The 12,480-nt window shown below is 44.2% G+C and carries 15 protein-coding genes; 4 read left to right on the forward strand and 11 right to left on the reverse strand.

The window, feature by feature from the left end; translation table 11 throughout:
* Window positions 1-60 precede the first annotated feature (60 nt).
* Window positions 61-567 carry a GNAT family N-acetyltransferase gene (locus ED652_RS17185; protein ID WP_122055591.1) on the reverse strand — a complete coding sequence of 169 codons (507 nt, stop codon included), beginning with the start codon at window positions 565-567 and terminating at the stop codon, window positions 61-63.
* A gap of 242 nt (window positions 568-809) precedes the next feature.
* A complete protein-coding gene (gene nagE, locus ED652_RS17190) occupies window positions 810-2,288 on the reverse strand; it encodes an N-acetylglucosamine-specific PTS transporter subunit IIBC (RefSeq protein WP_122055592.1) in 1,479 nt (492 codons plus the stop codon).
* Window positions 2,289-2,529: 241 nt separating this feature from the next.
* Here nagE and ED652_RS17195 point away from each other — a divergent pair, with 241 nt between their 5' ends.
* From ED652_RS17195 to ED652_RS17210, 4 genes are all read left to right on the forward strand, one after another.
* Window positions 2,530-2,922 carry a GFA family protein gene (locus ED652_RS17195; protein WP_076674689.1) on the forward strand — a complete coding sequence of 131 codons (393 nt, stop codon included), beginning with the start codon at window positions 2,530-2,532 and terminating at the stop codon, window positions 2,920-2,922.
* A 29-nt stretch (window positions 2,923-2,951) separates the two neighbouring features.
* Window positions 2,952-3,419, forward strand: a complete 468-nt coding sequence (locus tag ED652_RS17200; protein ID WP_122055593.1) for an OsmC family protein — start codon at window positions 2,952-2,954, stop codon at window positions 3,417-3,419.
* A 123-nt stretch (window positions 3,420-3,542) separates the two neighbouring features.
* On the forward strand, window positions 3,543-4,775 hold the full coding sequence (locus ED652_RS17205; RefSeq protein WP_122055594.1) for a MalY/PatB family protein: 1,233 nt from the start codon (window positions 3,543-3,545) through the stop codon (window positions 4,773-4,775).
* 207 nt (window positions 4,776-4,982) lie between these two features.
* Window positions 4,983-5,327 carry a ribosome recycling factor family protein gene (locus tag ED652_RS17210; RefSeq protein ID WP_122055595.1) on the forward strand — a complete coding sequence of 115 codons (345 nt, stop codon included), beginning with the start codon at window positions 4,983-4,985 and terminating at the stop codon, window positions 5,325-5,327.
* A 197-nt stretch (window positions 5,328-5,524) separates the two neighbouring features.
* On the opposite strand, the gene ED652_RS17215 is transcribed toward ED652_RS17210, so the two are convergent.
* From ED652_RS17215 to ED652_RS17255, 9 genes are all read right to left on the reverse strand, one after another.
* Window positions 5,525-5,764 (reverse strand): RNA-binding protein, encoded by a 240-nt coding sequence (locus ED652_RS17215; protein ID WP_004732698.1) that lies wholly within the window; start codon window positions 5,762-5,764, stop codon window positions 5,525-5,527.
* Window positions 5,765-5,895: 131 nt separating this feature from the next.
* A complete protein-coding gene (locus tag ED652_RS17220) occupies window positions 5,896-6,570 on the reverse strand; it encodes an SDR family NAD(P)-dependent oxidoreductase (protein WP_122055596.1) in 675 nt (224 codons plus the stop codon).
* Between the two features lie 206 nt (window positions 6,571-6,776).
* Window positions 6,777-7,040, reverse strand: coding sequence for a hypothetical protein (locus tag ED652_RS17225; protein ID WP_004732701.1), 264 nt, complete (start codon window positions 7,038-7,040; stop codon window positions 6,777-6,779).
* 349 nt (window positions 7,041-7,389) lie between these two features.
* Window positions 7,390-7,932, reverse strand: coding sequence for a DUF3833 domain-containing protein (locus ED652_RS17230; protein WP_122055597.1), 543 nt, complete (start codon window positions 7,930-7,932; stop codon window positions 7,390-7,392).
* On the reverse strand, window positions 7,929-8,516 hold the full coding sequence (locus tag ED652_RS17235) for a chalcone isomerase family protein (RefSeq protein WP_122055598.1): 588 nt from the start codon (window positions 8,514-8,516) through the stop codon (window positions 7,929-7,931). Before ED652_RS17235 ends, ED652_RS17230 begins: the two co-directional genes overlap by 4 nt.
* 3 nt (window positions 8,517-8,519) lie before the next feature.
* Window positions 8,520-9,041 (reverse strand): DUF2878 domain-containing protein, encoded by a 522-nt coding sequence (locus tag ED652_RS17240; protein ID WP_122055599.1) that lies wholly within the window; start codon window positions 9,039-9,041, stop codon window positions 8,520-8,522.
* Entirely contained in the window at window positions 9,019-10,299 is a 1,281-nt protein-coding gene (locus tag ED652_RS17245) for a cyclopropane-fatty-acyl-phospholipid synthase family protein (RefSeq protein ID WP_122055600.1), read from the reverse strand. Before ED652_RS17245 ends, ED652_RS17240 begins: the two co-directional genes overlap by 23 nt.
* Before the next feature lie 105 nt (window positions 10,300-10,404).
* Complete coding sequence (locus tag ED652_RS17250) at window positions 10,405-11,211, reverse strand: DUF1365 domain-containing protein (protein ID WP_122055601.1); 807 nt, start codon at window positions 11,209-11,211, stop codon at window positions 10,405-10,407.
* A complete protein-coding gene (locus tag ED652_RS17255; RefSeq protein ID WP_122055602.1) occupies window positions 11,208-12,479 on the reverse strand; it encodes an NAD(P)/FAD-dependent oxidoreductase in 1,272 nt (423 codons plus the stop codon). The genes ED652_RS17250 and ED652_RS17255 overlap by 4 nt, the downstream gene beginning before the upstream one ends.
* Window position 12,480: the final 1 nt, after the last annotated feature.

Consider the following 12,480-nt stretch of genomic DNA (forward strand, 5'->3'; position numbering starts at 1 on the left):
GAGCCGCATGCAGGGTGGTGTGGGGGCTGAGGGTTAGACACCCTCGGCTACCCGATTAAATTACAATGTTTTGAAGAAGTAAACTGTACCTTCTAGCTCACCTGTAGAGCTTCGTGCAAACTGAGGAATTTGACCTGCTTCGGTATAGCCAATGGTTCGATATAACGAAGAAGCGACATCACCTAAACGTGTATCGAGTACAAGTAACGACAACCCTATTTCAGTTGCTACATCTTCCATCAGTGACATTAGCTTTTTACTAATACCTTTTCCTCGCGCATCCGTATGAACCATTAATTTTTCAACTTCACCTCGATGCGAACCATTAGGCTTTGAACATAGCGATAGTTGAACAGCACCAATTACACTTTCACCGTCATACGCAAGAAACACCTTTCTCACACCCGACTCAAGATCTGATTCAACGGACGACCAATATGATTTCACTTCGTTTTCATCAACTGGAGTTAAGAAACCGACAGACGCTCCGCTATTAATGCAATCGGTTAACAGTAGATATAATTGGTCAACTAGACCTGAGATCGAATTTACTTCCTTGATTTCCACAAAACCATCCTTGTAATTTAACATTTTAATATCGCGCAAGCACGAATCTATCCGCCTAACATATCAAGATTATTGCTTATAACCAACTGAATGCTATGCACATAGTGTATGATCATCCTAAATTTTAAGTGAGCAACCGTGCAAGCACACATTACCGCCTACAAAAAAGGCCAAAGCGAATGCTTTGGCCTGAGTGTATTAATGTGCACAATAACGTGTGCAGTGCTTTAGCGATGCAGGGTTTAACCCGGAAGTGGGACTGATATTAGATCTTGGCTTTCTGGAATCTGCTTCATTGCGTGCGCAATTTCTTCTGCTTCTGTCCCGATAATCACCTGTAGGTTGTTTGAACCAATCTTAACAACGCCCATTGCGCCAATCGCTTTCAGTGTCGCTTCTTCAACAAGGCTGATGTCTTCAAGTGTTAGGCGTAATCGTGTGATGCATGAATCGATACTGGTTAGGTTGGCATGACCACCAAGCGCTTTTAAGTATTGAGCGGCTTTTTCATTCGATGACGCTTGGTTTACTTCTGCGATTTCAGCATCTTCGCGGCCTGGTGTTTTTAAATCGAATTTTAGGATAGCGAATCGGAAAATTGAGTAGTAAATCGCAGCAAAACATAAACCTTGGAGTACAAGCATGTATGGTTTAACGGCGAGTGGTAGGTTGTAAGACAACACGAAATCAATCAAACCACCACTGAAGGTGAAGCCTGCGATCCACTGCATGCTTGCTGCAAGGTAAAGTGAGATAGCGGCCAAGAACGCATGAATAACGTAAAGCACCGGTGCCACAAACATGAAGGCGAACTCAATAGGTTCTGTTACGCCCGTTAAGATAGCGGTTAGTGCTGAAGCACCTAGAATACCGCCAACTTTCTTTTTGTTTTCTGGTTTTGCACAGTGGTACATCGCTAAACAAGCGGCAGGTAATCCATAGCCCATTACTGGGAAGAAACCACCTTGATAGATACCCGTCACGCCGAGCTCACCCGTACCTGACCAGAACTTCGAAATATCGTTAATACCGACTAAATCAAAGATGAATACTTGGTTTAAAGCATGGTGCAAACCGACAGGAATTAGAAGTCGGTTAAAGAAGCCATAAAGCCCAGCTCCCACCGCACCCATTTCAGAAATTGCGATACCAAAGTTAACAAGTGCACCATAAACAACAGGCCACACATAAACCATGACCAAACTAATACCGATAGCGGCGATTGACGTCACTATCGGAACGAATCGTTTACCACCAAAGAAACCAAGAACGGCGGGCAGCTTAATGGTGTGGAAGCGGTTATAAAGTGAGGCTGCAACTATACCCATCACGATACCAGTAAACGCACTGACAGCTGCTTTCGATGCGATAAGCTCAGGTGCACCCATGTCAGCAACAGGCACGCCTGTAATTTGCGAAATAACATTCACATCACCGACAATCATCTCAATGATCAACAGACCCAATAGGCCGGAGAGTGCTGCGGCACCGTTATTATCTTTCGCTAAACCATAAGCGACACCAACGGCAAATAACCACGCTTGGTTATCCATGATGCCTTTACCGCCATAAACCAAAATGGTTGCCAACGGGCTGTTGGCTCCCCAGCCTGTTGGGTCAATGGCATAACCTAATCCCAGCATTAAACCACCGGCTGGTAGCACCGCGATCGGCACCATCAGTGCTTTACCTATTTTTTGTAAGTATCCGAGTATATTCACTGTTCATTCTCTCTATATTTCGATTAATACTGGAAGCTTACTTGCACAAGGATTAAGGGCGGATTGTGCTTAGATTAACGATTATTAATGTAGGGCGATGTCGTTGAAATACGGAGAATTGTTGATGACTTTGTCGATCAGTTGATTGTTCTGAAAGTGCTAAATCTAAAGCTTCATTACGGACAACGTAAATGGTTCTCGTTAAAATAGTTCGAATACAAGGACGTGATTGGAGAGAAAAATGAAAGTAGTCGGCAATACGATTATCCAACCTTTTCACAAGGCAAGCTGTCACTGCGGTGCGGTGGAATTAGAGCTCAGCCTACCTAACGGGATAGAAAAGCCACGTCGTTGCGATTGTTCTATCTGTCGTCGTAAAGGCGCGATAGTTGGCTCTGTGGCGTTAGATGGGATTAAGATCCTGAAAGGTGCTGAGCATCTTAAGCTTTATCAGTTTAATACCAATACCGCGAAGCATTACTTCTGCTCGAACTGCGGTATCTATACCCATCATCAACGCCGTTCTAGCCCGAATGAATATGGCTTTAATATTGGCTGTTTGGAAGGGGTAAACCCTTTTGATATTGGTGATGTGGTGACCAACGATGGTGTTAATCATCCTGCTGACCGCTAAGTCGTTACACAATATAAAAGGAATTAATTATGTCTGAATATGGTGCGCTCATTCGTTGGCAAAAAGCGGAAGATGAAGCCTTTAGTGATAATCAATACAGCCGCGGTCATACGTGGGAATTTGATGGCGGAGTTACTGTGCCAGCTTCATCTTCTCCTCATGTGGTGCCACTCCCGTTTTCGGTAGAAGCGAATGTTGACCCAGAAGAGGCCTTTATTGCTGCGCTCTCTAGCTGTCATATGCTGACTTTTTTGGGCATTGCGGCTAAGCAGAAGTACGTGATCGACTCTTATGTGGATGATGCGGTTGGTGTACTTGAGGAAGATGAATCAGGCCGCTCATCGGTTACTGTAGTGACACTAAGACCTAGGATTGAATTTGTAGGCAGCAAGGTTCCAAGCAGTGCGCAGCTTGATAAGTTACATCACTTAGCACACAACAATTGCTTTATCGCTAACTCAGTCAAGACTGAGATCAGAGTAGAGATGCGAGATTGATTTCAATTTTTGCACATTATTTTTTGCAAAGCTTCGTCTTTTTGATTTTGTCGTCGTCTTAAGGGTATTCATGCAATTCAGTTGATTGCAAAAAGACCGAATACACTATTTGAGGAAACCTCCATGACAGCGTTTAACAGTGCATCTAATTACGGTGAAAATGCGTTTATCAAAAGCAAACCGCAAATGCTACAGAACATTTATAACACCACAGATGTATTCCCATACTGGGTTGCCGATATGGATTTTCAAGTAGCAGAACCTATCACTAAAGAGTTGAACCGTTTGGTTGAGCGCGGTGTGTACTCTTATGAGTTTCATGAGCAGGCTGTATTTGAAGCGCTTTCTCAATGGTATTCAAAACGTCATGGTTTGACTCTTTCTGCTGATAAATTTGTGCAGGTACCGGGTGTGCTGTCTGGTATCGCGTTGTTATTGCGTCAATTTACCAATGAAGGCGATGGCGTGCTTATCCATACGCCGGCTTACCACCAGTTTGCTAATTTGGTAAACAAAGCGGATCGCCAAGTGGTGAAAAGCCCGCTTATTAATGATGAAAACGGCTACCAGATTGATTTCGCAGGTATGGAGCAACAGATCATCGAGCAAAAAGTGAAAACGATGATTTTCTGTAATCCACACAACCCAACAGGCCGAGTGTGGACGCAGCAAGAAATCGAACAGGTTGTCGAGATCGCCAAGCGCCACGATGTACTGATCATCAGTGATGAAGTCCATTCAGACATTATCTTTGAAGGTCACGCTTTTACGAGCTTGACCAGTTTTGACTACGACAAGATCATTGCCTTGATTGGTTCTCCGGCAAAAACCTTCGGTATGCACAGCATCTCAAACGGTTATGTGTACACGAACAATGATGAACTATTTGAAGCGTTCAAAACCAATGTCGCGGCGATGTATCTTGATCACGGGAATGCATTCAGCACGTTTGCAACCGTGGCGGCCTTTGAAAAGGGCGAAGCGTGGTTAGATGGCATGTTGGTGTATTTGCAAGACACGGTTAAGTGGATCACTCAATTTGCTGAGCAACGTATTCCTCAGTTGAAAGTCTTTCAGCCACAAGGGACTTACCAAGTGTGGTTTGATTTCTCAGGCTTAGGCTTTTCGGAAGAAGAGCTAAAACATGTGGTGTTTGAACAGGCGAAGATGGGGCTAACCCCAGGCGGTTGGTTTGGTGCTGAAAGTCCTAATTTTATGCGAATGAACATTGCTACTTCACGCGACAATATTGAGAAATCGTTTACGGCTTTGGCCGACGCTATTGACGGTTTTGAGCGAGGAAATAAGGGAAATTCTAACTGTTGCGATAACGGTACTTCAAAAAGCTGCTGCTGATTGATTTAAGCTTAAGCTTAGGCTCTGGCTGAAGAACGGATATAACAATGTAAAGCCGCGAGTCTGCTTAGCGCATGACTGGCGGTTTTTTTGTGTCTGTGTAATCCTAAGCATGATTTTATTGAGTTATTGATAGAGAATTTTGAGTTGCTGAGTGGTAGTTAGAGAGCGTTTAAATGATGGGTAGATATTGGTTGGCAGAGAGTTATGTTTAGCGTTCCACTGAATAGTTTTGTACATCGTGTGAGTGATAAAAGCCAAGTGATGGCCAATGCTGCATATTGTGGATGCCAGTTGAAGCGAGTTCGACGTTCGCGTAATTGGTTATTGGTGGCTCAAGAACATCAGCTCGTTGAATTTAAAACCATGTTAACCCATGAGAAAGACGATTGGATAGCAATCGCAATCGACAAAGTGCTGCCTAAACCTGTGGTTTGCTTGGCGTCACTATTGGCGGCTAACCCCTCTATGACTGTCGCCCAATTAGTGATGGAATCGGGGTGTTCAATGGCTGAAGCAAGGCATGCTATTGATGAGCATGAAGGGTTGTAAGCGCAAGCTATAAGTGAATAGATTGTGTTGTGAAACGCTGTGAAAAGTGTTGTAAAAAAAGCGCGAGCAGCAAAAAGCCCGTAACGATATTATGCTTTTTTAGCCGAATATCGTTACGGGCTTTATCATCTGTGCTTACTGTGAAGCTAGATCACGAGGCAGTTCAATTGCCTGTTCTTGTATAGCGCGAGCTCTTATTAAGAGTTAGCGACTTTTACACGAATCGTGTTTTTGCCAAGCTTTGACAGGTTTAGCTTGTTTAGTGCTGCTTTAGCTTCTTCGTGCTCTGGCATTTCAACAAAAGCAAAGCCTTTAGATTCGCCAGTCTCTTGGTCTAAAACTAGGCTGCACTCTTTTACTGAGCCAAACTCAGAAAATAGAACACGGATGTCTTGCTCAGCAGTAGAGCGCGATAGGTTACGAACTAGAAGTTTCATAATAAACCTTGAATATGAATTTACGCCGAGCATTGTCGCACACTTTCGTGCTCACCCTCACAAATAATTAGCTGAATAGTTCTGTTTAAGCTGAATAGCTCTGTTTACTTGTTCGCAGCTCTCATTAGCCGTTAACCGCGGTTTATCGTGATATCTGACACATATCCATGCTCAGTGCTGGTTAACGCTTGTTGCAGCATTTGAGCCGCCTCTGTCGCTGTCATAAAGCTTGAGGTGTCCATCGCTTTACCGCTTGTTCCCCAAAATTCAGTTGCCATCCCGCCGGGGTAAACCGCAACGATTTTCATTGGGTGACCTTTTAACTCCAACCTTACCGATTCGATAAAGCCCTTAACGGCCCATTTTGCTGCGCAGTAAGTCGACTCTTCTGCCTTAGCGCCTTGAGCCGCGGTCGACATCACGACAGCAATGGTGACAGGTTGATCCTTGTAACGCTGAACAAGCTCGCGAATCAGAAATATCGAGGACTCGATGTTGTTTTTCAGCATATCGCTAATTGCTGTGGGATCTTGTTGCTCAATTTTACCGAAGTACCCACTGCCTGCGCTGTGAATCACCAGCTTTGGTGTTTCTGGTAAGGCATTAAGCAGTTCGCTCACAGAGCGTGGGTCACACAAATCACAGGCTTGGCTAACGGTATCTGCTGGTAGGCTTTTGGCTAATTCAGCTAAACGCTGTGAGCTGCGGCCTGTGATCATTAGGCGTTGATTGCTGTTCGATGTGTTCGCATATTGCTTGGCTAAAGCTGCGCCTAAACCGCTGCTTGATCCGGTGATTAAAATCATGGGAACTCGGAAATGTTGAATTGAATTGAGATAGTAAGGCTTTGAATCCCTATTTTCTGAGATCTAAGACCAAGATGCTGAGGCTCATGATTAAGATTGATCGATAGAATTGAGGTGTGAGAAAGGTGATGTAAGCAGGGAAGGAAAAAAGAAGGAGAGCTAAAAAGTAAAAACGCCGGCACAGGGCCAGCGCTTTCGAAATCAGATTACTCTTCGTCGAACTGTTTGGTCGTGAATGAGTCTTCGATTCTGTTGAGCTCTTCTTGATCTTTCACACGCTGTTCTTCTTGGCGAATGACTTTCGCTTCATTGAAGCGTTTCTTTTCCGACTTAGTCAGGAATTTTACAGCTTTCTTGTTGGTCAGTGCGTAAGCAACTACGTCTTCGCCTTTTTCTCTGCGGTCGTTTACACGTTGTGAGAAACGTTCATTGTCGCGAGCTTTACGCTCCGCTGAGGTCAACTTGCTCATGCTTTAAAGCCTTTTCAATTATTCATGGTAGGGAATCTACACTTAGCGAAACCAATGGGGAAGTGCTCATAATTGGTGGAACTGTGTATCACGTTCGCTCAACTGAGTTTAGCCCATTTGTATGCTGGTGGCGCATCTTAGCACAAAGGCTTGAGCATACAGGTATGCTATTCGAGGGATTAAACAGAACAACCCACAATTTTCTGTTGTGGGCTGAGATTGCGTTGTAGGCTGAGGTTCTATTGTTGGCTGAAATTGTTTGCGGGCTGAGATTATATAAAGGGCTGAGATTGTCTTTTAGGATAAAGGTTATCGTTGATGAAACTGAGAATCAGAAATGACAGTTAAATTAAATCTTCTCGATATACAAAATCACTTCACCAACTTTAAAGCCGAACTTAGACATCTCGGTTTTGTTGAATAAACGTTTTTCGTCCATTAAGAACATCCAATCATCAAGCACCACTTCATAGGTGCTACCGTCTACTTCAATTTCTAAATCGTATTTCCAATACAAAGCCGAGCCTTGAGTTTCACCATAAGCCGTACCAATCACATCATTGGCGGTGCCGGTGTAGGTGTTGTCTCCGGTTTTGATGAGGTTCCAAACGCGGGTTGAACGCTCTCCATCGGCAAAGGAGAACCACTCTTTAATCTCTCCGTTGTTCCCCTCCCAAGTCGCGACAAGCTTAACGTCGAAGCGGCGCAGTAAATCACCCGAGCGATCGAGTACCATTCCATAGGCCTTGAGTTCACCATTAAAAAAGGTTTCAAGCTTTAGCTCTGGGGTCGTGTCTGCGTGGTTCTCTAAACTGGCAGAGCCACAGCCCGCTAACCAAGTGAGTGACAAAATGGCCAATGCGAATTTGATTATTTTTGTTTTTGGGTTCATTTATTCAGACCTAAAAGTTGCTTGCGTAGAACGGGTTCAGACGTGTTCTCAGACAGCCAAATCGCTAAGAAAGCTTCGCCAAATTGCTTGTCTTGGATAGTGCCGATAGGTTGTTCATCAAAATAAAAACGGCTTATGTTGTCTTCAGCGACACGGATGGTGAGCGTGCTTCCTTCTTCAACGTTGGGCCACATCGCGTACAAGGGTTTCAACCAGCGCTGAATGTTATTTTTAGAATAACCAAGTTTGCTCCACTGATCTTTGGTTGCGTCTACCAGATCTTTACTATCAATCGAACGAAAGTATTCAATCTTTAATGCTCGTTCAGAGTTTGAAGGTGTGGTGTAGAATTCGGCTGAATAGAGAGTCCAAAACAGGTAACTCATTTCTCCTTCGCCGCGCTTATTTAAATCATCGACGGCAGACGCTTTGGCATTTCCGGTAAATAGGAGCGCTGCACAAATGAGGGTTAAGGTGACTAAGCTCAATAGTCGGTTTCTTGATTGCTCGCTTGTTTGAGTGCGAACGCGACTTACATCGCTCTCAGATTTGAACGCTTGCGTAGGTTTGCGTGGAAAAGCCATAAGTCACCTCGTTGTTGCCATTTTGGGTTGTACTAAGTTGGAGTAAGCGGCCACCAGTAAGGGCAACAAAATCCCCCAACTTATTGCAAGGGCAGCTAACACCGATGCGTCTGGCCAAGTAGTCAGAAGGGCACCTGCTTTGATGCCTCCCCAATAACTACTAGTACCTGCTACGAACCCTATGACAAACAAGATCACTTTTGAGCATTTTAAAAGCCAATTTAGGCTGTGGTTAAAGCTGATTAAGAACATGATCCACAGGCAAACAAGCCATATTGGGAACCACGATTGATTGGTAATTTCAGAATCTACTGCAAACACGCCGAAGTGAAGTAGAAGGCTATCAAGTAATAACCCTAATGGTAATAAAGCGAGTATTTTAAGGTCGCTACTGCGAGTAGGGGAGAGAAGGAAGTGAACGGCCACAATCAGTGGCGCCACGAACGGGGCTTGCGCGGTAAAGAATGCGCTGCAAACCCAGGTCGCTTGAAACAGAACGAGATTAATAATCCAAAACCGTTTCATCTTTTGCTCCAAAGTAACGAGGTTTTCTAGCAACTAAGTGATGAGTACTGATTACGCGCTCTTTGAATGCACCTTCACAGTAGCAGAAGTAGAAGATCCATAAGCGCTTAAACTCTTCTGAATAGCCTAATGATTCGAGCTCTTCCCAACTGTTTTCAAAGGCGACATTCCAGTCGTTGAGTGTTCGAGCGTAGTGCAAGCCTATGTCATCAATTTCTTGGACAACAAGATCTGTGCTAGTCGCGAGATGTTGGGTCATCACTGAAACTGAAGGTAAACAGCCGCCAGGAAAGATGTATTTTTGAATAAAATCGACGCCTTTACGGTATTTGTCATAACGACTGTCGGCGATGGTGATTGCTTGAATCAGCATTTTGCCTGATGGTTTCAACAGTGAAGAACATTTCTCAAAGAAGGTCTGTAGATATTCATGTCCGACCGCCTCAATCATCTCGATAGAAACCAACTTGTCATACTCACCATTGAGATTGCGATAATCTTCTTTAAGCAGGGTGATTTTGTCGGTTAAGCCAAGCGCTTTGACTCTCTGTTCTGCAAGCGCGTGTTGGGCATCTGAGATTGTGGTTGTGGTGACATGGCATCCGTAGTGTTGCGCCATGAATATAGCTAAGCCACCCCAGCCCGTGCCTATCTCGACCACGTTATCGTTCTCTGACAACTCTAATCGCTCACAGATGGTTTTCATTTTGTTTTGCTGAGCTTTGGGTAGGGTTTCTGCTTCTTCGCTATAGATAGCGGAAGAGTATTGCATCGAGCTGTCTAGGAAGCGCTCGTACAACTCATTGCCAATATCGTAGTGCGCAAGGATATTACGTTTAGAGCCTTGCTCGGTGTTAGCATTCTTACGACGCAGCAATAGATTTTTGATGCGAGAAATCCATTGCGTTTTATCGTCAAGCTCGTCGAGTTGAGATTGATTTCGAGCCATGATTTGAATCACTTTGGTGAGATCTGGGCTTGTCCATTTTCCATCAATGTAGGCCTCAGATGCGCCAATACTGCCGTCAATCACGACATCTCTAAAAAAGGTTGCATCGTGAATCACGATTCGACCTTTCAAGTCGGCTTCTCGATCGCCGAACACCGAATGCTGGTCGCGCTCAATAATCTCAAGCGTCGCGAATTGTAGACGCTCAAGCACTTTGAATATTAAAGCCCGATATTTACAGTTGCTCGAAACAGCAACGGCTTTAGCTTGTTGTTCAATATTGTTGTTTTGTTTTGCAAGCTGTTCCATGTAAACCTCGCTGAGAATTCATTTTAATATTTAGCCAACTAAGGTTATCTGTTGCTCGTCTGGTTTAGCTAACCGAAGTCTTCTATTTAGTCATACTGCAGACGCTTAAGATGCTGAGTCTGGGTGCGTCACAAACGGTACTTTTTTGAGAAATAATTTGAGAGCCTGATAATAAATACCCATTACGACTTTGATGGTCATTGCAGGGATTTTGAGTACCGTTTTTCTAATGTTTGTCTTTGATACTGACTGCTTTGTCAGTGCTAGCGTCGCATCAAAAAGCTTTTCTTCTCGGCGGCTTTCGATGTGGACGAGTGTTCGCTTCGTTGGTGGTTGAATCTTCCAAAAGTAGGTCATGTTTAAATCCATAAATGGCGAAACGTGAAACTCTTTTTTAACCTTCAACTCTTGATGCATGTCGATCAGGTAGTAATGTCGTTGGCGCCATGGCGTGTTACTCACTTCTGCCAACATATAGCGACAATCTCCAGTTTCGTCGTAACAGAAAAAACAGTTGATTGGGCTGAAATAAATTCCTAAACAACGGCACTGAGCCAGCATCGTCACTCGATTTGATTCAGACCAAACACCACCGAGTTGTTGTACTTTGGAAGCTATACGTTGCTTAAGTGATTTAGGTTCACCATTGGTGACATTTTCTTCTTTTTCAGCGAGATAATCCGATTCGACAAAGCGAATCGGGTTGTACCATCGAGTTCCGAACAGCGCACTACGCGCTGTGGTTTGGGGCAGTTCATCGAGATCTAACCCCATCATATACAGCTGATAGCTGAACTCATGAGTGATGTCGCCAAAGCGGCGGTGTCTGACGTTGCCCCAATAGATACCGCTGAGTTCTTCACTCTTTTCGGATGCGATCTCCATTTCGGATGTCAGGGTTTGACTGTTCATAGCGCTGAACTCGTACTCAAATCTAAACCGAAGCGTTTGGTCACGTCGAGTGCACTGTGGACGCCATCTTCATGGAACCCGTTGTACCAGTACGCGCCGGCGAAGTGAGTCTGGTTTTTGCCACAGATCTGTTCGCGCTTGTGCTGAGCTTCGACCGTGTTCGAGTTTAGAACGGGGTGGTGATAGACAAAGCTTCTAATAATTTTGTTTGGGTCAATGGCTTCGCTTTGATTCAAGGTCACACAGAAGGTGTGTTGGCTTTCGATCCCTTGCAGAATGTTCATGTTGTAAGTCACACAGGCAGGTCGTTTACTGTCGCCATCCAACATGTAGTTCCAACTTGCCCATGCAAGCTTTCTGTCTGGTAACAATCGGGTATCCGTGTGCAAAACCACTTCATTACGACTGTACGGAATTTCACCAAGAACTTGTTGCTCTTGCTCTGTCGCATCGCCGAGTAAACGTAGTGCTTGGTCTGAATGACAGGCAAATATAACTTCGTCGAAGTTTTGTGTGCTGCCATCTTCAAATTCAATCGTGATGCCCGTTTCTTGGCGAGTCACTTGTTTAATTGATGTATTTAACGCTACGGGTTTATTTAAGTGTGAAAGAATAATTTCAACGTAAGAGCGCGACCCTTTAGGAATTACATACCATTGTGGACGGTTCGCGATGTCGAGCAGGCCGTGGTTGTAGAAGAATTGAATGAAGAATTTAAGCTCAAATTCTTCCATCTCTTCTAAGCTAGTCGACCAAATAGCGGCACCCATCGGTAGGATGTAATGCTGGCTGAAAAAGTCGGAAAACTGGTTTTCACGTAGGAAATTGCCCAAGGTAACATCCGGTGTGAACTCGTTACTTTCAAATTGAGCCTTACACAGTTTGTTGAACTTGAGAATGTCAGACACTAAAGACCAAAATTGAGGTTTGAAAATATTACTTCGCTGAGCAAACAACGAATTAATGCTGTGGCCATTGTATTCAAACTTAGTCGTCGTGTTATGGACACTAAAACTCATCTCAGTGGGTTGCCTTTCGACACCCAATTGTTCGAGCAGTTGATTAAAATTTGGGTAGGTTCTGTCATTGAAAACGATGAAGCCCGTATCGATTGAAAACGCCGTGCCTTGATGTTCAATATCAACCGTGGCGGTGTGACCCCCGACGTAGTCATTTTTTTCGAATACCGTAACGTCGTGGTGTTTATCTAATACATGTGCGCAAGTCAGTCCAGAGATGCCTGAACCTATAATGGCGATTTTTTTCATT

The organism is Vibrio sp. Evd11, assembly GCF_900382755.1.
Taxonomy (GTDB): domain Bacteria; phylum Pseudomonadota; class Gammaproteobacteria; order Enterobacterales; family Vibrionaceae; genus Vibrio; species Vibrio lentus.

Bases quoted from the DNA above. Each gene is read 5' to 3' on its own strand.
- ED652_RS17230 (WP_122055597.1), bottom strand. From the start codon at position 7,932: ATGAACCCAAAAACAAAAATAATCAAATTCGCATTGGCCATTTTGTCA.
- ED652_RS17240 (WP_122055599.1), bottom strand. From the start codon at position 9,041: ATGAAACGGTTTTGGATTATTAATCTCGTTCTGTTTCAAGCGACCTGG.
- ED652_RS17225 (WP_004732701.1), bottom strand. From the start codon at position 7,040: ATGAGCAAGTTGACCTCAGCGGAGCGTAAAGCTCGCGACAATGAACGT.
- ED652_RS17200 (WP_122055593.1), top strand. From the start codon at position 2,952: ATGTCTGAATATGGTGCGCTCATTCGTTGGCAAAAAGCGGAAGATGAA.
- ED652_RS17250 (WP_122055601.1), bottom strand. From the start codon at position 11,211: ATGAACAGTCAAACCCTGACATCCGAAATGGAGATCGCATCCGAAAAG.
- ED652_RS17235 (WP_122055598.1), bottom strand. From the start codon at position 8,516: ATGGCTTTTCCACGCAAACCTACGCAAGCGTTCAAATCTGAGAGCGAT.
- ED652_RS17245 (WP_122055600.1), bottom strand. From the start codon at position 10,299: ATGGAACAGCTTGCAAAACAAAACAACAATATTGAACAACAAGCTAAA.
- ED652_RS17220 (WP_122055596.1), bottom strand. From the start codon at position 6,570: ATGATTTTAATCACCGGATCAAGCAGCGGTTTAGGCGCAGCTTTAGCC.
- ED652_RS17205 (WP_122055594.1), top strand. From the start codon at position 3,543: ATGACAGCGTTTAACAGTGCATCTAATTACGGTGAAAATGCGTTTATC.
- ED652_RS17215 (WP_004732698.1), bottom strand. From the start codon at position 5,764: ATGAAACTTCTAGTTCGTAACCTATCGCGCTCTACTGCTGAGCAAGAC.
- ED652_RS17210 (WP_122055595.1), top strand. From the start codon at position 4,983: ATGTTTAGCGTTCCACTGAATAGTTTTGTACATCGTGTGAGTGATAAA.
- ED652_RS17255 (WP_122055602.1), bottom strand. From the start codon at position 12,479: ATGAAAAAAATCGCCATTATAGGTTCAGGCATCTCTGGACTGACTTGC.
- ED652_RS17195 (WP_076674689.1), top strand. From the start codon at position 2,530: ATGAAAGTAGTCGGCAATACGATTATCCAACCTTTTCACAAGGCAAGC.